Raw genomic sequence first — 21,833 nt, 5'->3', positions numbered from 1 at the left:
ATGGTAAAAGTAAATTCTCATATTAGTAGTTACAATCCAAATGATGCTATTTTTCTATTAAAAGATATTAGTGATTTAATGAAAGAAAGTTCCACGGAAACTAGAGAACAAGCAATTCAAGCTGGCACACATTATTCCGAAATGTTACCAATGGAATATAAACCATCTAAAGCGTATATGGATTTATTCTTTTCTTCCCTGCAACAATATAAACACAAACTAGCCATCGCTGTTGGAGTTGTCGCCGAACAGATTATACAAACTAAAGGAACTAACCTTGTCCTCGTTTCATTAGCTCGTGCTGGTACACCTATTGGCATTCTTATCAAACGCTACATACGCTATCAATACAACCTTGATGTACCTCACTATTGTATTTCTATTGTTCGCGGACGCGGTATTGATGAAAATGCACTCCATTATATTTTGGAACATCACCCTAAAGAAACAATTCAATTCATTGATGGGTGGACTGGAAAAGGTGCAATAAAAAAAGAATTAGAATATGCAGTACACACATTTAACGAACGAAATAATACACACATTTCTCATTGTATGGCTGTGCTTGCTGATCCCGGTTACTGTACTTCAATTTACGGTACACGTGAAGATTTTCTTATTCCTAGCGCTTGCTTAAATGCAACAGTCTCTGGACTAATTAGTCGCACTGTACTAAATGACACCTATATCGGTCCAAATGATTTTCATGGTGTTAAATATTATAAAGAGCTAGAACAAGAAGACTTATCAAATTTCTTCGTTGATGAGGTAACAGAGTTATTCCCTTCTGTTCATTCTCATATAGATAATCAATTACGTTATATTACTTCAACTTACACTGATCCCTCTTGGCAAGGATTAAAAGATATACAGTCTATCCAAAATCACTTTGAAATTGACGATATTAACTTAATTAAACCAGGAGTCGGTGAAACAACTCGTGTATTACTCCGGAGAATACCGTGGAAAATTTTAATACGTAAGCAAAACAATCCCGATTTAAAGCATATTTCACTTCTCGCTAAAGAAAAGAATGTTCCAATTGAAATCTATGAGAATATGGCTTATTCATGTTGCGGGCTCATTAAGCCTCTTAGGAAGGAAACAAGATGATTTTCGCCAGTGATCTTGATCAGACGCTTATTTATTCCCGGAAATCGTTTCGTGCCCCTATAGAAGATGAATCAATTCAACTCATTGAAACTATAGATGGGAAAGAAATTTCTTTCATATCACATAAAACCATTTCACTACTAAAAAAATTACAACTGCACTCACATTTCATCCCAGTTACAACAAGAACTATTAAGCAGTTTCAGCGTATTGCTTTATTCCAAAACGAAATCATTCCCGAATACGCCATTACAAGTAACGGCGGCAATATCCTTCATAACGGGAAACAAGATGGTACTTGGAACAGGAAAGTAAAAGAAAGACTATCGGTTGAATGTATAGAGAGAAACGACATACTAAAGGAATTTGGACAAATAGCTCATAAGGATTGGGTTATATCGCAAAAAACAGCTGATGATCTATTCCATTATTGCATTATTAAACGGGAGAACATTCCTTATGATGAATTATCATCCTTCACTTCCTGGTTAGACAAACAAGGCTGGAATCATTCACTTCAAGGTAGAAAGCTATACTTTGTACCAAAACCAATTAATAAATGGGACGCCGTGCAATATATAAAAGAAATTTTGCAAATAGATACGATTATTACAGCTGGGGATTCTTTACTTGATTTATGCATGCTTGAAAAGGCGAACCATGCCTTCGCACCACTTCATGGTGAGTTAGGGGCAATGCATGATAACTTACAACCCCATATTTTAAAAACAGACGCAATCGGCATATATGCCGCAGAAGAAATCGTAAATAAATCACTTCAAATTATTCACAGTTCATTACCTACCTCATGATCATCATATGCACAATTGCATACGCACCGCGGTTAAACAGATGGTACAATTTATTTGAATCGCTGTTGCTACACTTCTTGATTAGAGAAAAGGCGTTAAAACGGAAATTAGCGTCTTATCAACCTCAAGCAATTGGCACATTTTGTCATCTTAAAAGACACTCGAACGAGTGTCTTTTTTTCTATATCCAACAAGGACTTACTCATTTCAAAGTATAAATACATAAAATAATGTAAATCATGACACGCATGAATCACTTTCTAAAAGTTATAAAGTAGATTCAAAATAAAAAAGCACTCTTAACTAGAGTGCTTTTTACTTTCAAACAAGGAGGCTACATATATGGATAGTACTCTCGTATTTAACTTTGGCATTGGTATTGTTATCATTTTATTCGTCTTCTTTGTACTTTGTATGAGCGGGGTATAAAAAGGCGATTTTCGAGCGTCTTTTTATACATACATATGTATTACTTGACTTCTATAAAAGTAGTAACCATAATAGTTACAGAAATACAAATAGCTATTCACATATCCACAAATAGGAGGAAGAAAAATGAAACATGTAATCGTTTATGCACACCCGAATACAGAAAGCTTCAACCATGCGATTTTAGAAACGGTAAAAAGTGAATTAGAAGGAAAAGGTCACGAAGTACGCGTTCGCGATCTATACGAATTAAACTTTAATCCAGTATTAGGCGCTTCCGATTTCATCTCATTTTCTCAAGGAAATACACCAGAAGATATTAAAGAAGAACAAGAGCATATCTCTTGGGCTGATAGCATTACATTCATTTATCCAGTGTGGTGGGCGGGACTTCCTGCTATTTTAAAAGGATACGTTGACCGTGTATTTAGCCACGGATTCGCTTATGCTTACGGTGAAAACGGTATTGAAAAGTTATTAAGCGGTAAAAAAGGATTGTTATTATCTACAATGGGAAATACGAAAGAAGCATACACAGCAGGTGGCATGTTTGATGCAATGAAGAAAACAGCGGATGTTGGTATTTTTGAATTTACAGGCATTGAAACAATTGAGCATACATTCTATACAAGTGTTCCTTCTGTGGATGACAGTGTGCGTAAGCAATATCTTGAAGAAGTGAAAGACGTTGTGAATCGTGCATTCTAACAAAATTATATCGGCGATTTTTCAAATATATCGACTTACCGATAAAAATCAACACTAGTCACAACTGAATGTTAGCCCACACCAATCGGGCTGCCAGCAAATATCAGAAAAAAAGCTGTTCCAAAGTTTGGAACAGCTTTCTTCATTACATCTTCTCAATCCACTCCGTCAAGTTATGCACAACTTGCGTCGGTTGTACTTCGTATTCTGTTAACTTCTCCACAGTTGTGACTCCAGTGTGGACAAGAAGCGTATGCATACCAGCATTTATTCCTGCTAAAATGTCTGTATCGTAGTTATCCCCAACCATTAATGCTTCATTCTTTTCTATGCCAAGCACTTTCAAAGCTTGTTCCATAATGATTGATTCTGGTTTTCCGATAAAGATTGGATCCACACCTGTTGATACTGCTACAACTGATGTTAATGAACCATTACCTGGTAATAATCCTCGCTCAGTTGGGATGGCAATATCCCCATTTGTAGAAATAAACGTCGCGCCATTACGCACAGCAAGACACGCTTTTGCTAATTTTTCATATGTGATGTCACGATCTAAACCCACAACAACGAAATCAGGATTTTCATCCACAAGTTCAAATCCTTTTTCCACAAGTGCATCGTGTAAGCCTTCTTCACCAATCATATATACAGTTGCGTCTTGTTTACGTTCATAAATGAAGTTCGCAGTCGCCATACTCGTTGTGAATACTTGCTCTGCTTTCGCTGGAATATCGAAACGAACAAGCTTTTCTGCTACCTGTTCCGGTTTGCGAGTTGAGTTATTCGTAACGAATAAATATGGAATGCCGCGCTCTCCTAATGCTTTTACGAAGTCGCTTGCTTCTTCAATTTGTTCTTCTCCGCGATACATCGTACCGTCTAAGTCAATTAAGTAACCTTTATACATCGATTATGTCTCTCCTTCTATGCTAACGTTCTCACCTTATCATACCACTCTTATATTACCCGCTTTTCCAAAAGAAAAAAACGCTTTACCTTAAAGCGCCCCATAACGTTCATTTTTTCTCTTTTATTTGGTAAGAACAACTACAATCGCCCTCGCACATATTTGCTAGCGTTTTCACTTCTGCGTTCGTAAATAAACGCTTATACATTTCTTTTTCATCTTCACACACTTGCGGGAATCTCTCGGCAATTTCCTTTAACGGACAGTTTTGTTTTTCAATTACGAAAGATTTCTCTCCATCTCTCTTTATTTGAACCATATAACCATTTTTCTCTTGCATAGCTGCTATCTCTTGCACTTTATATGCTAAATTCTTTTGATTACTCACTCTCTTTTGTAACTGTTCTTCCATTCGCTTCGTTCTCTCTTTTAAAACGTAACGAAGTATTTTTTCATCGCCCATTCGAGCTAAATCTTCTAGCATATCAATCGCAAATTGCTTATACTCTTTCGGGAATGTATCTTCTCCCTTTTCGCTTAATCCATACAAATAAGTTGGTCTTCCGACATGTTGCCTTACCATCTTAGAATAAATGAGTCCGTCTTTCTCAAGATTACTTAAATGTCTTCGAATCGCCATTTCTGTAATCTCTAAAACGTCAGCTAGTTCCGCTACCGTGTGCTCTCCCTTTACTTTCAACAATTGTACAATCTCGTCTTTCGTAGTACGTGCTTCCCCCATACTTCACCCTTCTCCCTTTTCTTTCTCACATACAATATAAGATCCCCAAAAGGCATTCTCTGGGGATCTTATAAGCATAATTATTCTGGTACAAATGCAGATACAGGTCCTAATTCCTTTTCTAAATAACTGCGAATATTTGCTGGGTATTTCTCTACCACTGCAATATGTTTTTGAATCGTCTTATATAATTCATCATGATTCATTTGAATATAATCTTGCGTAAGCATTTTTCGAAGAAGGATAATTTCTTTCATCCCTTGTCCATCTTCTTCACTTATCACTCGCTCGTCCATTAAAATATCAATAATATCTTCATAGCTTCCTGGATCACGCATAATAAATCCATCAATCATCGCATTTCCTACATCTAATACACAATCAATAATAAGATGGGCTATGCGCTCTAATGCGTAAAATTCAAACTCGGTTTCATATATCTTTTTCTCTTGAAATGTACTTGTTGCTCGTTCTAAACATACTAGCATTTGTTCTATTTTCTTTCTGTCTACAAAATACATGAATGTCACCTACCTGGAAATTAAAGCATTTACATTTTAATTGTAACGCTTTCTTCTGAAAAAATCGACAATTTTTCGAATTCACCTTTTCTCCGTTATTTGTTATAGTTATATTTGTATGATTTTTGAAATTGGAGGAATGGAATCTTGGAACGTGAACTCGCACTAGAAATTGTCCGTGTAACAGAAGCAGCTGCCTTAGCATCCGCACAGTGGATGGGCCGCGGAAAGAAAAATGAAGCAGATGATGCAGCAACTACAGCAATGCGTGATATGTTCGATTCAGTAAACATGGCAGGTACAGTTGTAATTGGTGAAGGAGAACTTGATGAAGCACCGATGTTGTATATTGGTGAAGAACTAGGAACAGGTAACGGTCCAGAAGTAGACATCGCCGTTGATCCATTAGAAGGTACAAACATCGTTGCAAAAGGTCTTGCAAATGCAATGGCAGTTATTGCAATCGCAGACAAAGGGAACCTTCTTCATGCTCCTGATATGTACATGGAAAAGATCGCGGTTGGTCCAAAAGCAGCTGGTAAAATTAGCTTAGATGATCCAATTGAAAAAACAATTGAAATTGTAGCAGAAGCTAACAATAAAAAGATTCGCGATCTAACAGTTATCGTTCAAGAACGTGAACGTCATCAAGATATTATTGACCGTGTTCGTGCAAAAGGTGCACGCGTAAAATTATTTGGTGACGGTGATGTTGGTGCGTCAATCGCAACAGCACTACCTGGAACGGGTATCGACTTATTCGTAGGTATTGGCGGAGCTCCAGAAGGTGTTATTTCTGCAGCAGCATTAAAGTGCCTTGAAGGTGAAATGCAAGCTCGCTTAGTTCCAATGAACGAAGAAGAAGAAGCTCGTTGTCGTGAAATGGGATTAGAAGATCCTCGTCAACTTCTTATGTTAGATGACTTAGTATCTGGGGATGATGCAATCTTCTCAGCAACTGGTGTATCTGCTGGTGAGTTATTAGACGGTGTTAAATTCCTTGGCGGAGATTTAGCTGAAACATACTCTATCGTAATGCGTTACAAAACAAGAACAGTACGATTCATTAAAACGCATCACCATTTAGATCATAAACCACACTTAAACTTAGATATTTAATAAAGGAGCCATGTGTATGGAAGAACGTTTCTTTCTGTACGACGATACTGTCGCTACAAAAACTCGTTTCGTTAGCTTTATGGGAGAAAATGAGCGTCACGATTTAGCGCTATTATACTCCGATCGTCATTACGGTAAAACAATTGTCCTTGATATGCAACGCAATAAATTTGCAATCATCGGTGCTGACGATTTAAACGAACCAGGCTACTTAGAGCATGCATTTTCTATGACTGAAGAAATTGCAGAAGAACTACGCTCATTTTTATTTGAACTTATATAATTTATCGTATGCACCAGCTATTTTAGCTGGTGTTTTTTCATCACGAGTATTTAGAATTTTCAATCTTTTGTGTTATAATTAAGAATAAATCTATTTGGATAGAAAGGACGTTATCTACGTATGCCAACAATTACTTTGTAATGGACCAGCAATTGGATAGCATTACTCTCAAAAAAGCACCGTGCTTTTTCAAGGGAGTAGTCTGCCCATTCCCATTACAAAGGAGCGTATTGCATCTGTAGTATGATGTTTACGGAGGTTCCTCTTTGGGGACCTCCTTTTATTCTTGTCTTTTTCTCATGCCTTCATACTACAAGACATCCAAATAGCTGTATTACGTTCCTTTACCACTACTATAAGAGGTGAAGGAAAATGCAGAAAGTACAACTTTCTTGGAGTTTATATGAAAACGAGCAAAACACAATCGAAAAATATTGTAAAAATTGCAGACGTACTACCCTATTTACCGACACAAATATTCGTAGGCATAACGCCAACGGAAAAAACATATACCGCTTTGCCATTTATAAATGTCCGAAAGACCATACGTGGAATCAAAAACTTCGTATTTATAAAGCATTTACTGATCACGTTGAAACAGTCGATATGACGCAGCAGGATCAGCCAGAAACAACTACTACCATTTCCATTACGCAACATCAAGAAAGCGGCATAACCGAAATCACGATCGTATTAGATATTGTTTTCGGTTCCCACCGCATCGATAAAGCCTTATCCACATATATTTCCGACTGGAGCCGTACACGCATTGTGGATAAAATTAAAAATGGGGATATTCAATTAAACGGACAACAAATGAAGCCAAATACAATACTTTCTGAAGGCGATCATATCTCGATTTGTTTGTAAGCAAAAATATGCAAAAAATCCTCTTACAATTGTAAGAGGATTTTTTTATTTCTTCACTTTTCGTAATACAAAATGTGCGCAACCGAAGTTACAGTACTCGTATAAATACTCCGTTAACGTACTAATTTTCGTATCATATGTCGCACGTTGGTTACTATCATCAAAGAATCCGCGCAATCTAAGTTGCTCATATCCCCAGTCCCCAACGATGTAATCATATTTATTTAAAATTTCTGCATAGCGCTCTTTAAATGCTTCTTCACTAAAACCGTCACGAAAGTTTTTAATTACTTCGTACTGAACATTATTAATGCTCACCGTAGCATGAATCTCTTGCTTTTGCTCCATCATTAACTTCCTCTCTAAGCATTCTTCTTTTTATCGTATCACAAAGCATAACAACCAACAATTTCAAATACAAAAAATTGCAAATTAGTACATGCTATGGAGAAGGAGGTGATACATCGTGAAAAAACAAATTTTACTTTCCCTTCTCACTCTTTCCTTATTTGCAGGCTGCCAATCAGCGAACAAAGCTGAAATGGAACGTGAAGAAGGAAGCCGTGTTCTTGTTTCCAATAAAAACGACATGTATCATACGGAAAATACAAATACAAGACTCACAAGAGTCGGTTATTCTTCTAAACAAAAGCATGAAGTATCTAACAAACAAGTAGGGGCCATTAATCGCGAGAAGGTCGCTGAAATGATTACAAGCATGACAGTCAAACTTCCTGACGTTACAAACGCTGCTACACTCGTTACTGATGATGAAGTGTTCGTTGTATACCGTGCAAACACAACGGATCCAAAACTCGTAGCGGATCAAGTATATAGAGCTGCTTTGTCCATCGTTCCTCGCTATTATAAAGCATATGTATCAACAGACCAAAAGTTGATTTCTCAAATTCAAGGGCTTCAATCTGGCGCATTAAATGATACAGAATATACACAAAGCCTCGATATGTTAAAACGAGAAATGAGTAAAAATCCTCATTTGAACAATACGGGAGATCAGACTTTGAATGATATGATTAAAAAGTAAAACAGGTGGAGAAAATCTCCACCTGTTTTACTTTTTATTTTTTATTACGATCCGCATAAACCTCCATCGCATCACACATAAACTGCGCTAATCCCTCACCAAACTTATCGATATTTTTCGTAAAGCGCTCATCAGCGACGTACATTTGACCGAGTCCTTTAAAAGCATCTAACGAATATTCACCGAAGTTTTGCAAATAATCGTACCATACTTTAATAGCTGCCTGCGCCTCTTTAGAATCTGGTGCATCGTGTCTAAGCGTTGCTAAATTTCTATAAATAGCATTAAACTCCTCTTGGTTCTCTTTTGACATACCTTTTGCATATTCGTTCGCTTTATCTACAGCTGCGTCTCCCCATTTTTCACGTGCTTCTTCTTCATATGGGTTATGGCTGAAATCGAATCCTTCAAATTTCTCTTTATTCGTCATTTCAATCTCTCCTTTTGTATGCTGAATTGTTTTATCAATCGTCGCAATCACCTTATCTAATCTGGCACGCTTTTCAAGAAGCATCTTCTTATGAAGCTGTAGTGCCTCTTCGCGATCAAATGATGGACTCATGATAATCTCTTTAATTTTCTTCAAAGGGAAGCCAAGCTCTTTAAAAAACAAAATTTGCTGCAATGTCTCTAAATTTTCATTGGAATACAGACGATATCCAGACTCTGTCGTCTCGTCTGGGGTTAACAACCCAATTTCATCGTAATGATGCAGTGTGCGCACACTAATTCCAACTAAATCAGCTACTTCTTTTACTCTCATTGTCATTTGTATCTCCCCCTTAGTACATACGATAAAGTATGACGCAACGTTAGAGTCAATAAGTAAATTCATTTTCTTTCTAAAAGTTTCATCTCTCCCCTATTTCATGCATAATAGATATGTACATATATTAGAAAGCGGTGAAAGTATGGTTTCAAATACTGTAATTGCCAGCATCATTTTTCAACTCATTGTCTCGATTCTGGTCCCAATTATCGTACTCGTTTATTTCCGTAAAAAATATAATATGAATTGGAAAGTGGTCGGCATTGGTGTTCTTATCTTTATCGGATTCACCCAAATTCTTGAAACACCATTCCACCTATTTATGCGCGGTAATCCAACAATCGCTCCATTTTTAGAAAATCCGTTTGTCTTCGCAATTTATGGCGGATTGACTGCTGGTATTTTTGAAGAATTAGGACGCTTCGTTGCCTTCTTCTTCTTACTAAAAAAATATCTAGAATATAAAGATGGCTTCGCTTATGGAATTGGTCACGGCGGAATTGAATCTATTTTAATTGGCGGTTTTTCTGCATTACAAGCATTAATCTTTGCTAATTCTATTAACGATGGTAGCTTCGCTCGACTGATTGAACAAAAACCCGAGCTTAGCATTTTACAGGACATGTTAATTCAGCAACCTGCCTACTTATACTTCCTTGGTAGCTTAGAAAGAATTATGGCACTCGTGCTTCAAATCGCCTTTACAATGCTTGTTTTATACGCAGTCAAACAGAAGAAATATATCTTCCTAGTATACGCTATACTATTCCACGCATTTGTAGACTTTTTCGCGGCACTTTACCAAACAAAAACAATCAACATCTTCGTTGCCGAAGGAATTACACTTCTGTGTACAATTGGCGCTGTCGTTCTTATTCGCAAAATGAAAGAGAAATTAATGAGTGTACCGGAGTAAAAAATAAACCACCAAAATTGGTGGTTTATTTTTTATATGGATGATAACTTTTGCCCTCTTGCAGCTCCCTCTTTGTTTCTGCATCTATAACGATATATTTATGAAACTCTCCTACTTCATTTTGAATAAAAGAAGCGAAAAAGTATACTTGGCGATCAGAGTGAACAAAAAAATCTTGAAGTACCACTCTACCTCGACAACCGACAGCTGTTTTTTGTAGGAAAGAAAATTCTTCATCAGGCACTTCTTTAAATAAGATTTTTTTCCGAACACTATATGCTGCATTTTTGTATTCTTTATAGATCTTCTTATCTAACTGTTTATAAAAAACATCCTCACTCACAAATGACTTATTTCGATTGCTTGGATAATTTAGTTTTTGATTCGACTCTGCATAAGTTGTGGACAAATGTATAAAAAAACAAAGACTAAATACAATACATATCATTTTATTCATGATTGCACCTCAAATGTTCATTATCCACATTACTTTTCCACATATTTAAATCAATATGCTGTTTCCAATAAAAAGGAATTATTTCTACATTTGTCGAAGTATATAGCGTCAACTTGAAAGATGGGGATGAATTATGAAGAAAATTATTGTAATACGACATTGTTCAGCAATTGGGCAAAAACGTGATGATGAATTAACGACCGATGGAAAAGACCAAGCAAACACCCTTGCTACATTCCTCTTAGAAAATCATCTACAAATCGATCATATTATTTCAAGCCCATTTGTCCGAGCTATCGATTCCATTCGGCCCTATGCGCTCCAAGCTAACTTATCTATCCAAGAAGATGAACGATTAACTGAACGCATATTGAGCAACATTCCAATGGATGATTGGATGCAAAAACTAGAATCTACTTTTACAAATATAGATATTGCCTTTTCAGGCGGAGAGTCAACAAAACAAGCAACAGACCGGGCCCTATCGCTTATTCAAGACGTTTTACAATTAAACCATACGACAACACTACTTGTTACACATGGCAATTTACTTACGCTCATTTTAAAGCATTTTGATCATACGATTGGCTTTAATGAATGGAGAACTCTAACGAATCCTGATATTTACGAAATTACAATCGACGAACAATGTATCATAAAACGCTTATGGGAAGCATCGTCCAAGTAATATCCCTTTCCAAAACATTCAGTTGACGCCACGAGAAGAGACTGTTCTAACAATAGAAAGGGGTATCATTTCATATGTACGAAGACGTACTTGCTTTACTACATAAAACAAATGTTTCTTATGAAAAATTCGAACACGAACCAGTACTCGATTATGAGACCGATCGGATCGTACGCGAGAGACTTGGCTTACAAGGCACTCCAAGTAAAAGCTTATTTTTAAAATCAAAGTCTGGAGATTATTACGTATTTTTTACGTTAGAGGGCACAAGGCTCAACCGGGGAGAGATGAAAGAACTATCAGGAGAACGCTTATCTCTCTGTTCTCCTGATGAACTGCGAGACAAAACTGGTTGTACGCCGGGATGTGTGGCTCCTTTCGGATATTCACACGATGTAACAATTATTGTGGATAACGCTATTTATACGTACGATAAAATTTTAATTACACCTGGTGTTCCTCAATTTACAATTGAATTATCCACAGAAGAATTAAAAAAGATTTTATTAACATGTCCAAATACCGTTTTAGAGTACAAACAAAAAGAGAGCTAATCATTAGCTCTCTTTTTTTCATTATTTAGCTTCTGCTGTTTTTTCTTTTGCAGAACGTACTTGCTCGTCCGCATGGTAAGAAGAACGCACAAGTGGGCCAGCTTCACAGTGGCTAAATCCTTTGCTAAGTGCAATTTCTTTAAGCTCTGCAAATTCTGCTGGTGGGTAATATTTAAGAACTGGTAAATGCTTCTTAGATGGTTGTAGGTATTGCCCAAGAGTTAAAATATCCACATTGTTTGCACGTAAGTCATCCATTGCTTCAATTAAATCTTCTCTCGTTTCACCTAAGCCCACCATAATGCTCGATTTAGTTGGAATATCAGGCTGCATTTCTTTCGCTCGACGTAAAAACTCTAATGAACGTTCATATTTTGCTCTAGCGCGAACTCGGTCAGATAATCGACGTACTGTTTCAATGTTATGGTTTAAAATATCTGGTTTTGCATCCATTAACATTTTTAAGTTTTCTTCTACTCCACCCATATCAGATGGTAATACTTCGATAGACGTGAATGGGTTTTTACGACGTACTGCGCGTACTGTTTCAGCAAAAACAGCTGCTCCCCCGTCCTTTAAATCATCACGTGCAACCGCTGTTATAACAACGTGCTTTAAGCCCATTTGTACTACTGAATCTGCTACGCGTTCTGGTTCTTGTAAATCAAGCTCAGTTGGTAAGCCTGTTTTAACCGCACAAAAACGACAAGCACGTGTACAAACCGCACCTAAAATCATAAATGTTGCTGTTTTTCTTACAGCCCAGCATTCATGAATATTCGGACATTTTGCCTCTTCACAAACGGTATGAAGATTCTTAGAACGCATCATTTTCTTTAAGCCTGTATAGTTTTCATTCGTGTTTAACTTAATTTTCAACCATTCGGGCTTGCGCTTATATTCTGTTTGTTTTGTCATGGTTATCAACTCCGCACAATATGAAATAGTTTACCGTGTTCGCTTCTTTCAATGTAACATATCTATTCTAACGTATGAAAGCGATTTGCTCAAATGAAGATTCTAAGATTTTTTCCAATCGTTCCCTATAATGAAATACTCCGTATATCCCACACTAAAAAGAGTGATGTTGTGAAAGGAGTCTATTTCATGCTTCGAAAAATTTCTCTTTTGCTTTCTATTTGTTTTCTTCTCCACCAAAACATCGCTTACGGTGAAGATAATCAGCAAAGCATATACGAAAAGCGCATGGCACTATATAAAGAAACCGAGCAGTCTTCAGGCATTCCATGGTATTACTTAGCTGCAATGGATCAATATGAAAGAAATATACGGAGCGTAAGAAAAGATATTCCGAAAAAACCAGATGCCATCATTTCCCTTTATTTCAAACCAGAAATATGGGCTGGACCTATTAATAGTAACGATACTCTCCCCCATACAATTTCTCTATTTGGCGGAATAGGTTTAGATGGTGACAAAGATGGATTTGCAAATGCAAATAGCGACCGTGATCTTCTGCATACCGCAGCGACTATTTTAAGGAAACAAGGAACGTCAGAAGACCGTATTAAAATTATGCTCTGGGAATATTATAGACGTGCAAAAACAGTTGATTTAATTAGCGAATATGCCCAAATTTATAAACATTATGGCCGTATTAATTTAGAGGGAAATGCTTTTCCTCTTCCGATCCGTAGTGACCATAGCTACCGTAGTACTTTCGGCGCTGGAAGAAGTTTTGGCGGCAGAAGGATTCATGAAGGAACAGATATTTTCGCCGGATATGGCGTGCCAGTAAGATCGACTTGCTATGGCATTATTGAAACGAAAGGTTGGAACCGCCTTGGTGGATGGCGCATTGGTATTCGCGACCTTCATAACAATTACCATTATTACGCTCATTTAGGCGGGTTCTCAAAAGAAATACAGCTTGGACAAATTGTTGAGCCAGGGAAAGTAATCGGATTTGTTGGTAGCACTGGTTATGGACCTCCTGGTACAGCCGGAAAATTTCCGCCCCACTTACATTTTGGCATATATAAAGACAATGGCTATACAGAATGGGCCTTCGATCCATACATGCATTTAAGCCTTTGGGAACGCAAAGAACGAGCAAATACAAAACGATAACCGTAGCTGCATTGCTACGGTTATTTTTTATCCATTAAAAGCCTGGCTGATCCGGGTTTCACTTTATTTACAACTAACTATCTGTTTTCTTTTTATCAGGTACAGCAACACTTCCACTTCCATAATACGTAGGCACTTCCCCTTGAACGATACGCGTCGCAATCGGAACATTTTGTTTCACCGTTATCTCTTTCGTATGAAATGGAATAATTACTTGCAATGTTACTTCCATTTCCATAACAATTTGAATCGCTGTAGTATTAATCCCATGCGGCTCAATTTTTTGTTTAATATCTGTATTCACATGCCCAATTGGCGTGAAATGAATCGGAATATCTGGTCCTATATTACCAAGAAGCGCATTATCAGTTACACGCCCAAAAGGAACTGCCATAGTCGCCCCGTTTTTTTCAGAAATACCTAGCTCCTTCAACTTCCCTTGTTCTACTTGCTGCAAATATTTTTCTATGTACGTGGTCGTTGACGTTACGATTTCATTTACTTGCTTTGTATTTAAATTAATTGTAGATACTTTTCCGTTTTTATCATTCTGTACTTTCATTAATGAATCTACATCGAATCCTTCATTAATTCGATCCTTTACTGCCTTCGTCATAATTGCCGTCGCCATTTTATGCGTCTCTACTTCCCCATATTTAATTAAGGTCGGCTGAATATTATTATTCACAATCCACAATCCTTGCGTAAGTAATATAACAAAAAGAATAAACGACATAAGCAGTATATACCGAAAGGCAATAGGTCCCCTTCGAAACCGCGAGTTTTTCGAGCGAAATATACTCATAAAAAAACCTCCTTCTTATATCATTTCTATGCAAGAAGGAGGGACGATATATGCTTATCTCATTTTTAATAATGCTTCTTTTCCAATCGTTCCTGCTGGAATGCCTAATGCTTCAGCTCCAGTCGTTACCGATTCTAGCGGCGCTTCAAGAAGTTGTTCAATCGTTCTTACACCAACCGCACGGCCAGCAATAATTCCTCGATCACCTAACTTCTCATTTAAAAGACCTACATCTAATGCACCACACATAATATATCCTTTATCGCTCATTACAGCTAGCAAATTTGTCTTTGGAAGTTTCACGCTAACCGCAATAAACGTATAATTATCAATTATAATTGGCTCCACATTAACCATAGTTCACACTCCTCTCTTTCTTATCTGTATGACAAGAGAAAAATGAGTGTTACAAGTTAACTAGCCTATAGTTTAACGGAAGAAGTATAAGTTATTAACATATCTGTTAACACATCTCTAAGTAGTTCTGGCATATAATATTGTTTGTCAGAAAGTGTGGATAGCTCTGGGTATAAGTAGCCAAATGTAAACATATCAATTGTTCCTACTGTATATATACGATCTAATTCCAGCGATTCCCCGTTAATTAATACATCTTCGAGTAAAATTTTATTTCCAGGAATCGTATCTGGAATTACTTCTACACCCGCGTAAATCATTTTCCCCATCACTTTCCCACGAAATCCGAATCCTTTCACCTCAAGATTCTCCATATTCGGCTTACGTGCTTTCAAAATAACTTCTCTTAATATCTTTCCTGGAACTTTCAAAGCACACGGATTAATTGGATGTGGACAAATTCTGTGAATATCTCCGCGCGTTACGACACCCTCTTCTAACCCTTCAAGAAGTACACCAGCATTCACCATGCCAATTTCTGCACCGCACCATGTTTTCAGCGCACTTGCTAACATATGAGAAAACGGCGTCTCATGAAACCAATCAACCTGTAATGACTCTTTTAAATGAACGACAGGCTCTGCCATTATATGCTTACTTTCTTCCTGCAGTATTTCAATTGTGGATAACGGCTCGCTATAAGCACCTAACCGTTCCGTCTTAATCGCTCTACCGTCCTTTTTCAACAGCTTCTTCGTCTCTTTATCCACAGTAAGCTGCACGTGCCCAACGTAACGTCCCCACTTTTCACAGCAACAAAGTAAAGTATTATTCATTAGAACACCACGCTCAAATAAATGATGCGTATGTGCCCCTAAAATAACATCTATATCATAATGCTCTGCCATATACTCATCCATACTTTTTCCAAGGTGAGAAAGGACAACTGTTATATGAGCCTCATCTCTCACTTCTTCTAAAATAGACTCTAAATGGATAAGCGGATCTTCAATATGCCAATCGAGCATTTGATAAAAATCTGGATACGCAACAGTCAACCCGATAAAAGCAATCGTAATCCCATCTGTCGTTGTATGTAATTTATAAGGCTTTGCCCATGATGGACGTACACCTTCTTTTTCAAATAAATTTGCGACAAGTACTTCAAATCCAGCATCATCATAGAGCCGATTTAAATGCTCTTTCGCTAACGTAATGCCTTCATTATTTCCGATCGTTATATAATCATATAACGCCTCATTTAAAAGCTTCGTATTCCCAATCCCATTTGTCGCTTCCGAAATACTATGAAAACGATCCACATGATCGCCGATATCAATCGTCAAAACCGTCTCTCCCGCTTCCTGTCTTCGCTTTTTCTCCCCTAGAACAAACCGAGAAATTTGCGGCCAATTTTCAAAATGACTATGTATATCGTTTGTATGATAAAGGTGGATGATTGTTTCTTTATTTGTATTCAGAGAAAAAACCTCCTCTCAGTTCCTTACTGCCATTTACGCTATGCGCACACAATAATCCTGTAAATACTTTTCGTCTTTTCTTGCTATTTTACATTGTACTCGCATTGTGAGAAAAAGCAAAAGATTGTCCTTTTTATATGAGAAACTTTTGCTAATGCAGGAAATAATTCCAGATAGTGGAGGGAGGGGTGGATTTGTCAAAAAGTTTAATAGAGAATTTAGTGGGTGGTTGTTCAAGTGGATTTGTCAGTATCTTTGTCTTAAACCTAGTCGTTCTCTGTTCTTATAAAATATTTGGGGTATGTGAGGATTTTCTTTTGTCTTATCTTGTCGACAAATCGATATTCCTTGTCGTAACGTTGATATATTGAAATAATCGTTGATATATTCCCGTTTATGATCGATATATTTGAAAAATCGTTGATATATTTAGCTGAACACCCACCCGGGTATCCTCTCCCAAGCCAAGTCAAATCCGCAAAACAAAAAAGCGCCCTGCACAGCAGGACGCTTTCTTCATACATATATTATCCAGTTCCAGCGGCTAGAATGTTCGGTGGCTTCACTTCTTCCTATGAGGCAAAAAGCGCCTCTACGTCAGAAGCTCCATCCCCCTCACATTCTGAACGAGCCGCTTCCACTTTAAATATGTCCAACTTCGCCTCCTAGACCCTCATGTCTAAGAACCTTCCGCACGAGAAGATAAAAAGCATCTTCTGTGCGAAAGAACCTTAGCCAACGGGTCTGAACAGTCGGCTCCGCATTTCTATTTAACCGATAGAACCTTCCATCTCAAACTTGATTAGGCGGTTCATTTCAACTGCATATTCCATTGGAAGTTCGCGAGTGAATGGCTCGATGAAGCCCATTACGATCATTTCTGTAGCTTCTTGCTCAGAAATACCGCGGCTCATTAGGTAGAATAATTGTTCTTCTGATACTTTCGATACTTTCGCTTCGTGCTCAAGTGAAACGTAATCGTTTTTGATTTCGTTGTAAGGAATTGTATCAGATGTAGATTGGTTATCCATGATTAACGTGTCACACTCGATGTTAGAGCGAGAGTTTTTCGCTTTTGGTCCGAAGTGTACGATACCACGGTAAGTTACTTTACCACCATGCTTCGCAATCGATTTAGAAACGATTGTTGAAGACGTGTTTGGTGCTAAGTGAATCATTTTCGCACCAGCATCTTGGTGTTGGCCTTTACCAGCAATCGCGATAGATAATGTTAAACCACGAGCGCCTTCGCCTTTTAAGATAACTGCTGGGTATTTCATCGTTAATTTAGATCCGATGTTACCGTCAATCCATTCCATCGTTGCGTTTTCTTCACAAACCGCACGTTTTGTAACTAGGTTGTATACGTTGTTCGCCCAGTTTTGGATTGTTGTATAACGGCAATATGCATCTTTCTTAATGATGATTTCTACTACCGCACTGTGAAGTGAGTTAGTCGTGTAAACAGGTGCTGTACAACCTTCTACGTAGTGTACGTGTGCGCCTTCGTCTACGATGATAAGCGTACGCTCGAATTGTCCCATATTTTCAGAGTTAATACGGAAATACGCTTGAAGTGGTGTATCAACTTTAACACCTTTTGGAACGTAGATGAATGATCCACCAGACCAAACTGCAGAGTTTAATGCAGAGAATTTGTTGTCTGTTGGTGGGATTACTTTTCCGAAATGCTCACGGAAAATATCTTCGTTCTCTTTTAATGCGCTATCTGTATCTTTGAAGACGATTCCTAGAGCTTCTAGGTCTTCTTTCATGTTGTGGTATACAACTTCAGATTCGTACTGTGCAGATACACCAGCTAAATATTTTTGCTCAGCTTCTGGAATACCTAATTTATCAAATGTTGCTTTAATTTCATCAGGTACTTCATCCCAAGACTTCTCAGATTTCTCAGATGGTTTTACGTAGTACGTAATTTCATCGAAATCTAAGTCGTTTAAGTCGCCGCCCCATTGTGGCATTGGCATTTCGTAGAACTTATCCAGTGATTTTAAACGGAAGTCTAACATCCACTGTGGTTCTTCTTTCATACGTGAAATTTCTTCAACGATCTCTTTTGTTAAACCGCGTCCAGCACGGAAAATCGAAACGTCTTTGTCTTTGAAACCATATTTATAATCGCCGATATCTGGCAGTTGCTTCGCCATGTTGGTGTGTCCCTCCTTAGATAACCTCGTTTTTAGGAACCTTTAACATTACTTATCTTCGTTTAAGCCCTTTTCTAACGCTTTCCACGCTAATGTTGCACATTTAATACGTGCAGGGAACTTGCATACGCCTTGTAATGCTTCAATATCTCCTAAATCGATGCTGTCATCGTACTCTTTTCCTAGCATCATGTCAGAGAAAATTTTCGAAAGCTGAAGTGCTTCTTCAATTTTCTTACCTTTTACTGCTTGTGTCATCATTGAAGCTGAAGACATTGAGATTGAACATCCTTCACCTTCAAACTTCGCCTCTTGCACAATACCTTCTTCTACTTTCATCGTAAGTTGAATACGATCGCCGCAAGTTGGATTGTTCAAGTTAACGGTAACACTATCTTCTAACACGCCATGGTTACGAGGATTTTTGTAATGATCCATAATAACTTGACGATATAACGTATCTAAATTATTAAATGACATTTGTGAAATACTCCTTTGTCTTGATTAGCGATTCAACAAATGTATCAATTTCTTCTTTTGTATTATATAAATAGAAGCTCGCACGTGCTGTTGAAGAAGCTTTTAGCCACTTCATAAGCGGTTGTGCACAGTGATGTCCTGCGCGAACTGCAATGCCTTCTACATCTAATACAGTCGCTACATCGTGAGGATGTACGTCTTCAATATTAAATGTAACAAGACCAGCGCGATGCTTTGGACCATAAATTGTAACGCCATCTACTTCTGATAGTCTTTCTAAAGCGTATTGCGCTAATTCATGCTCATGCTTTTCAATATTATCAAGACCGATTTCTTCTAGGAAATCAATTGCTGCACCAAGTCCGATTGCATTACCGATAATCGGTGTACCTGCTTCAAACTTCCACGGAAGCTCTTTCCACGTAGATTCTTGTAAATCTACGAAATCAATCATTTCACCGCCAAATTCAATTGGCTCCATATTGTTCAGCAATTCTTTTTTACCATATAATACGCCGATACCTGTAGGTCCGCACATCTTATGAGCAGATAATGCATAGAAATCGCAGTTTAAATCTTGTACATCCACTTTCATGTGAGGTGTACTTTGTGCACCATCAACGACCATAATTGCGCCATTTTCGTGTGCGATTGCTCCGATTTCTTTTACAGGGTTAATCGTTCCAAGTACGTTTGATACTTGCATAATAGAAACGATTTTTGTATTCGGTGTAACTGTTTGACGAACATCTTCTAAAGAAATTGTACCGTCTGGTTGAAGCGGAAGATATTTTAAAGTTGCACCAGTTTTCTTCGCAACTTGTTGCCACGGAATGATATTACTATGGTGCTCCATGTAAGAAATAACGATTTCATCGCCCTCTTTTACATTTTCAAGACCATAGCTAGCTGCTACTGTATTTAATGCAGTTGTCGTTCCGCGTGTGAAAATAATCTCTTCCATTGATTTCGCGTTAATAAACTTGCGAACTTTCTCACGTGCACCTTCATACGCGTCGGTAGCTTTCGTACCGAGCGTATGAACACCGCGATGCACGTTAGAATTATATTCTTTATAGTAACGTTCTAACGTTTCAATGACTTGAATTGGTTTTTGAGAAGTTGCTGCACTATCGAAATAAACAAGTTGTTTGCCGTTCACTTTTTGATCAAGAATTGGAAACTGTTTGCGTATTTCATGAATATTCATTAGCGAACTTTCCTTTCAATTACCTCAACAAGCTGTGCCTTTACTCCTTCAATTGGAAGCTCATTAACTACAGGTGCTAAGAATCCATGGATGACTAAACGTTCTGCTTCGCGTTTTGGAATACCACGGCTCATCAAGTAGTATAGTTGGACTGGATCTACGCGACCTACTGAAGCTGCGTGACCTGCCATTACATCATCTTCGTCGATTAAAAGAATTGGGTTTGCATCACCGCGAGCTTTTTCATCTAACATAAGAACGCGAGAAGATTGTTGTGCATTTGATTTAGATGCACCGTGTTCAATCTTACCAATTCCGTTAAAGATAGATGTTGCACTATCTTTTTGTACACCGTGTTTTAAAATCCAACCTTCAGAGTTTTTACCGAAGTGAACAACTTTAGTTGTAAAGTTTTGTGTTTGGTTACCACGGCCAATTGTTACTGTTTTCGTATCAGCATATGAACCGTCGCCCATTAAGTTCGTAACATTCTCTGAAATTGTGTTTCCGTCATTCATAAGGCCTAGAGCCCAATCAATACGGCCGTCGCGTCCTACAACGCCGCGGCGGTTAACGTAAGTTGTTACGTCTTTTGCTAATAGATCAACCGCACCGAATTTCACTTGTGCGCCTTGTTCCACGATTACTTCTGCTACGATATTTGCAATACCTTTAGCATTTTCATTTGCAACGTAGTTTTCTACATAAGTTGCAGTACTGTTCGCATCAGCTACGAATAGTACGTGATTATATACGTTAGCTTCTTCGCCATCTACTAAGAATACAGCTTGAAGTGGAGTTTCAAGAACAACGTTTTTCGGAACATATACGAATGCACCGCCGTTGATTAATGCAGCATGAAGTGCAGTTAGACGATGCTCGTCTACTTTCACGCCGTCTTTCATTAAGTACTTTTGTACTAGTTCAGCATGCTCAGTTGCTGCTGTTACGATGTCTGTAAAAATAACACCTTTTTCTTTTGCTTCGTCTGCTAAAGAAACGAATGCAGTTGTACCAGTACGTTGCACTAATACGCTGTTATTTTCATCGATTAAGTTTTTCACTGCCTCTGGAAGTTCAGTTAAAGAACTTACAGGCTCTTGCTTAGCAGCGTCGCCTTTTCCGATAAAGTCCCATTTGTCAATTTTCGTTTTATCAGGCGTTGGCATTGGAAGTTCAGTTGCTTGTGCAAGAGCTTGTAAGCGGAACTCAGTCAACCAAGCTGCTTCGTTTACTTCGCTTGCGCGTTGACGGATTGTTTCTTGATCGAAAGGTAATGTACCGATTGTCATGTTTATGCTCCTC

General features: G+C 37.9%; 25 protein-coding genes. 11 read left to right on the top strand and 14 right to left on the bottom strand.

What is annotated here, in order from left to right; genetic code table 11:
* The 3 genes from ACTFRM_RS27985 to ACTFRM_RS27975 all read left to right on the top strand — a co-directional run bounded on the left by ACTFRM_RS27985 (position 1) and on the right by ACTFRM_RS27975 (position 3,062).
* Positions 1–1,113 carry a cysteine protease StiP family protein gene (locus tag ACTFRM_RS27985; RefSeq protein WP_440043801.1) on the top strand — a complete coding sequence of 371 codons (1,113 nt, stop codon included), beginning with the start codon at positions 1–3 and terminating at the stop codon, positions 1,111–1,113.
* Positions 1,110–1,925, top strand: a complete 816-nt coding sequence (locus ACTFRM_RS27980; RefSeq protein ID WP_025686787.1) for an HAD family hydrolase — start codon at positions 1,110–1,112, stop codon at positions 1,923–1,925. Before ACTFRM_RS27985 ends, ACTFRM_RS27980 begins: the two co-directional genes overlap by 4 nt.
* 555 nt (positions 1,926–2,480) lie before the next feature.
* Positions 2,481–3,062: an NAD(P)H-dependent oxidoreductase gene (locus tag ACTFRM_RS27975; protein WP_000683439.1), complete on the top strand. Its 582-nt coding sequence runs from the start codon at positions 2,481–2,483 to the stop codon at positions 3,060–3,062.
* A 145-nt stretch (positions 3,063–3,207) separates the two neighbouring features.
* Here the strand turns inward: ACTFRM_RS27975 and ACTFRM_RS27970 are convergent, their stop codons facing one another.
* The 3 genes from ACTFRM_RS27970 to ACTFRM_RS27960 form a co-directional block, all read right to left on the bottom strand.
* Positions 3,208–3,972, bottom strand: a complete 765-nt coding sequence (locus ACTFRM_RS27970; protein ID WP_000276467.1) for a TIGR01457 family HAD-type hydrolase — start codon at positions 3,970–3,972, stop codon at positions 3,208–3,210.
* A 109-nt stretch (positions 3,973–4,081) separates the two neighbouring features.
* Positions 4,082–4,714, bottom strand: a complete 633-nt coding sequence (locus ACTFRM_RS27965; protein WP_000503345.1) for a helix-turn-helix transcriptional regulator — start codon at positions 4,712–4,714, stop codon at positions 4,082–4,084.
* A gap of 80 nt (positions 4,715–4,794) precedes the next feature.
* Positions 4,795–5,235 (bottom strand): DUF86 domain-containing protein, encoded by a 441-nt coding sequence (locus ACTFRM_RS27960; RefSeq protein WP_000274006.1) that lies wholly within the window; start codon positions 5,233–5,235, stop codon positions 4,795–4,797.
* Positions 5,236–5,382: 147 nt separating this feature from the next.
* Here ACTFRM_RS27960 and glpX point away from each other — a divergent pair, with 147 nt between their 5' ends.
* From glpX to ACTFRM_RS27945, 3 genes are all read left to right on the top strand, one after another.
* Positions 5,383–6,354, top strand: coding sequence for a class II fructose-bisphosphatase (gene glpX, locus ACTFRM_RS27955; RefSeq protein WP_000439090.1), 972 nt, complete (start codon positions 5,383–5,385; stop codon positions 6,352–6,354).
* 16 nt (positions 6,355–6,370) lie between these two features.
* Complete coding sequence (locus ACTFRM_RS27950) at positions 6,371–6,637, top strand: DUF3055 domain-containing protein (protein ID WP_000392606.1); 267 nt, start codon at positions 6,371–6,373, stop codon at positions 6,635–6,637.
* Positions 6,638–7,009: 372 nt separating this feature from the next.
* Entirely contained in the window at positions 7,010–7,507 is a 498-nt protein-coding gene (locus tag ACTFRM_RS27945) for a hypothetical protein (protein ID WP_001174567.1), read from the top strand.
* Positions 7,508–7,552: 45 nt separating this feature from the next.
* Here ACTFRM_RS27945 and ACTFRM_RS27940 read toward each other — a convergent pair whose 3' ends face one another.
* Entirely contained in the window at positions 7,553–7,855 is a 303-nt protein-coding gene (locus tag ACTFRM_RS27940) for a YutD family protein (RefSeq protein WP_000435943.1), read from the bottom strand.
* Between the two features lie 118 nt (positions 7,856–7,973).
* Between ACTFRM_RS27940 and ACTFRM_RS27935 the strand changes: the two genes are divergently transcribed.
* Positions 7,974–8,552 (top strand): YhcN/YlaJ family sporulation lipoprotein, encoded by a 579-nt coding sequence (locus ACTFRM_RS27935; RefSeq protein ID WP_000744132.1) that lies wholly within the window; start codon positions 7,974–7,976, stop codon positions 8,550–8,552.
* Positions 8,553–8,586: 34 nt separating this feature from the next.
* Here the strand turns inward: ACTFRM_RS27935 and ACTFRM_RS27930 are convergent, their stop codons facing one another.
* On the bottom strand, positions 8,587–9,321 hold the full coding sequence (locus ACTFRM_RS27930) for a MerR family transcriptional regulator (RefSeq protein WP_000178775.1): 735 nt from the start codon (positions 9,319–9,321) through the stop codon (positions 8,587–8,589).
* Between the two features lie 100 nt (positions 9,322–9,421).
* Between ACTFRM_RS27930 and ACTFRM_RS27925 the strand changes: the two genes are divergently transcribed.
* Positions 9,422–10,237: a YhfC family intramembrane metalloprotease gene (locus tag ACTFRM_RS27925; RefSeq protein ID WP_440043800.1), complete on the top strand. Its 816-nt coding sequence runs from the start codon at positions 9,422–9,424 to the stop codon at positions 10,235–10,237.
* 25 nt (positions 10,238–10,262) lie between these two features.
* Here ACTFRM_RS27925 and ACTFRM_RS27920 read toward each other — a convergent pair whose 3' ends face one another.
* Positions 10,263–10,694, bottom strand: coding sequence for a hypothetical protein (locus ACTFRM_RS27920; RefSeq protein ID WP_025686793.1), 432 nt, complete (start codon positions 10,692–10,694; stop codon positions 10,263–10,265).
* 133 nt (positions 10,695–10,827) lie between these two features.
* Between ACTFRM_RS27920 and ACTFRM_RS27915 the strand changes: the two genes are divergently transcribed.
* Positions 10,828–11,382: a histidine phosphatase family protein gene (locus ACTFRM_RS27915; protein ID WP_000721022.1), complete on the top strand. Its 555-nt coding sequence runs from the start codon at positions 10,828–10,830 to the stop codon at positions 11,380–11,382.
* Between the two features lie 74 nt (positions 11,383–11,456).
* On the top strand, positions 11,457–11,936 hold the full coding sequence (locus ACTFRM_RS27910) for a YbaK/EbsC family protein (RefSeq protein ID WP_440043798.1): 480 nt from the start codon (positions 11,457–11,459) through the stop codon (positions 11,934–11,936).
* Between the two features lie 21 nt (positions 11,937–11,957).
* Here ACTFRM_RS27910 and lipA read toward each other — a convergent pair whose 3' ends face one another.
* The gene (lipA, locus tag ACTFRM_RS27905) at positions 11,958–12,854 is read right to left on the bottom strand and encodes a lipoyl synthase (RefSeq protein ID WP_000166372.1); all 897 of its coding nucleotides are present in this window, start codon (positions 12,852–12,854) and stop codon (positions 11,958–11,960) included.
* Positions 12,855–13,043: 189 nt separating this feature from the next.
* Between lipA and ACTFRM_RS27900 the strand changes: the two genes are divergently transcribed.
* Positions 13,044–14,027: a M23 family metallopeptidase gene (locus ACTFRM_RS27900; protein ID WP_000944663.1), complete on the top strand. Its 984-nt coding sequence runs from the start codon at positions 13,044–13,046 to the stop codon at positions 14,025–14,027.
* Positions 14,028–14,100: 73 nt separating this feature from the next.
* Here ACTFRM_RS27900 and yunB read toward each other — a convergent pair whose 3' ends face one another.
* The 7 genes from yunB to sufD form a co-directional block, all read right to left on the bottom strand.
* Positions 14,101–14,832 carry a sporulation protein YunB gene (gene yunB, locus ACTFRM_RS27895; RefSeq protein ID WP_000021803.1) on the bottom strand — a complete coding sequence of 244 codons (732 nt, stop codon included), beginning with the start codon at positions 14,830–14,832 and terminating at the stop codon, positions 14,101–14,103.
* Positions 14,833–14,886: 54 nt separating this feature from the next.
* On the bottom strand, positions 14,887–15,189 hold the full coding sequence (locus ACTFRM_RS27890; protein ID WP_000248466.1) for a YunC family protein: 303 nt from the start codon (positions 15,187–15,189) through the stop codon (positions 14,887–14,889).
* Positions 15,190–15,254: 65 nt separating this feature from the next.
* Complete coding sequence (locus ACTFRM_RS27885; protein WP_440043805.1) at positions 15,255–16,646, bottom strand: bifunctional metallophosphatase/5'-nucleotidase; 1,392 nt, start codon at positions 16,644–16,646, stop codon at positions 15,255–15,257.
* A gap of 794 nt (positions 16,647–17,440) precedes the next feature.
* Positions 17,441–18,838 (bottom strand): Fe-S cluster assembly protein SufB, encoded by a 1,398-nt coding sequence (gene sufB / locus ACTFRM_RS27880; RefSeq protein ID WP_001118827.1) that lies wholly within the window; start codon positions 18,836–18,838, stop codon positions 17,441–17,443.
* Positions 18,839–18,886: 48 nt separating this feature from the next.
* Positions 18,887–19,318 (bottom strand): Fe-S cluster assembly sulfur transfer protein SufU, encoded by a 432-nt coding sequence (gene sufU, locus ACTFRM_RS27875; RefSeq protein WP_000009523.1) that lies wholly within the window; start codon positions 19,316–19,318, stop codon positions 18,887–18,889.
* Positions 19,308–20,528: a cysteine desulfurase SufS gene (gene sufS, locus ACTFRM_RS27870; protein ID WP_001020767.1), complete on the bottom strand. Its 1,221-nt coding sequence runs from the start codon at positions 20,526–20,528 to the stop codon at positions 19,308–19,310. The genes sufU and sufS overlap by 11 nt, the downstream gene beginning before the upstream one ends.
* Positions 20,528–21,820, bottom strand: coding sequence for a Fe-S cluster assembly protein SufD (sufD, locus tag ACTFRM_RS27865; protein ID WP_000152168.1), 1,293 nt, complete (start codon positions 21,818–21,820; stop codon positions 20,528–20,530). The genes sufS and sufD overlap by 1 nt, the downstream gene beginning before the upstream one ends.
* Between the last annotated feature and the right edge of the window lie 13 nt (positions 21,821–21,833).

This window comes from Bacillus cereus group sp. MYBK227-1 (genome assembly GCF_051916325.1).
In the GTDB taxonomy this organism is placed as follows: domain Bacteria; phylum Bacillota; class Bacilli; order Bacillales; family Bacillaceae_G; genus Bacillus_A; species Bacillus_A cereus.
The sequence above is the reverse complement of the archived record's forward strand: the minus strand, read 5'-3'. Positions and strand labels throughout refer to the sequence as shown.

What these genes read in the sequence shown, in the direction of transcription:
- ACTFRM_RS27985 (WP_440043801.1), top strand. Translation starts at nt 1, where the DNA reads ATGGTAAAAGTAAATTCTCATATTAGTAGTTACAATCCAAATGATGCT.
- ACTFRM_RS27980 (WP_025686787.1), top strand. Translation starts at nt 1,110, where the DNA reads ATGATTTTCGCCAGTGATCTTGATCAGACGCTTATTTATTCCCGGAAA.
- ACTFRM_RS27975 (WP_000683439.1), top strand. Translation starts at nt 2,481, where the DNA reads ATGAAACATGTAATCGTTTATGCACACCCGAATACAGAAAGCTTCAAC.
- ACTFRM_RS27970 (WP_000276467.1), bottom strand. Translation starts at nt 3,972, where the DNA reads ATGTATAAAGGTTACTTAATTGACTTAGACGGTACGATGTATCGCGGA.
- ACTFRM_RS27965 (WP_000503345.1), bottom strand. Translation starts at nt 4,714, where the DNA reads ATGGGGGAAGCACGTACTACGAAAGACGAGATTGTACAATTGTTGAAA.
- ACTFRM_RS27960 (WP_000274006.1), bottom strand. Translation starts at nt 5,235, where the DNA reads ATGTATTTTGTAGACAGAAAGAAAATAGAACAAATGCTAGTATGTTTA.
- ACTFRM_RS27950 (WP_000392606.1), top strand. Translation starts at nt 6,371, where the DNA reads ATGGAAGAACGTTTCTTTCTGTACGACGATACTGTCGCTACAAAAACT.
- ACTFRM_RS27945 (WP_001174567.1), top strand. Translation starts at nt 7,010, where the DNA reads ATGCAGAAAGTACAACTTTCTTGGAGTTTATATGAAAACGAGCAAAAC.
- ACTFRM_RS27940 (WP_000435943.1), bottom strand. Translation starts at nt 7,855, where the DNA reads ATGGAGCAAAAGCAAGAGATTCATGCTACGGTGAGCATTAATAATGTT.
- ACTFRM_RS27930 (WP_000178775.1), bottom strand. Translation starts at nt 9,321, where the DNA reads ATGACAATGAGAGTAAAAGAAGTAGCTGATTTAGTTGGAATTAGTGTG.
- ACTFRM_RS27925 (WP_440043800.1), top strand. Translation starts at nt 9,422, where the DNA reads ATGCATAATAGATATGTACATATATTAGAAAGCGGTGAAAGTATGGTT.
- ACTFRM_RS27920 (WP_025686793.1), bottom strand. Translation starts at nt 10,694, where the DNA reads ATGAATAAAATGATATGTATTGTATTTAGTCTTTGTTTTTTTATACAT.
- ACTFRM_RS27915 (WP_000721022.1), top strand. Translation starts at nt 10,828, where the DNA reads ATGAAGAAAATTATTGTAATACGACATTGTTCAGCAATTGGGCAAAAA.
- ACTFRM_RS27910 (WP_440043798.1), top strand. Translation starts at nt 11,457, where the DNA reads ATGTACGAAGACGTACTTGCTTTACTACATAAAACAAATGTTTCTTAT.
- lipA (WP_000166372.1), bottom strand. Translation starts at nt 12,854, where the DNA reads ATGACAAAACAAACAGAATATAAGCGCAAGCCCGAATGGTTGAAAATT.
- ACTFRM_RS27900 (WP_000944663.1), top strand. Translation starts at nt 13,044, where the DNA reads ATGCTTCGAAAAATTTCTCTTTTGCTTTCTATTTGTTTTCTTCTCCAC.
- yunB (WP_000021803.1), bottom strand. Translation starts at nt 14,832, where the DNA reads ATGAGTATATTTCGCTCGAAAAACTCGCGGTTTCGAAGGGGACCTATT.
- ACTFRM_RS27890 (WP_000248466.1), bottom strand. Translation starts at nt 15,189, where the DNA reads ATGGTTAATGTGGAGCCAATTATAATTGATAATTATACGTTTATTGCG.
- sufB (WP_001118827.1), bottom strand. Translation starts at nt 18,838, where the DNA reads ATGGCGAAGCAACTGCCAGATATCGGCGATTATAAATATGGTTTCAAA.
- sufU (WP_000009523.1), bottom strand. Translation starts at nt 19,318, where the DNA reads ATGTCATTTAATAATTTAGATACGTTATATCGTCAAGTTATTATGGAT.
- sufS (WP_001020767.1), bottom strand. Translation starts at nt 20,528, where the DNA reads ATGAATATTCATGAAATACGCAAACAGTTTCCAATTCTTGATCAAAAA.
- sufD (WP_000152168.1), bottom strand. Translation starts at nt 21,820, where the DNA reads ATGACAATCGGTACATTACCTTTCGATCAAGAAACAATCCGTCAACGC.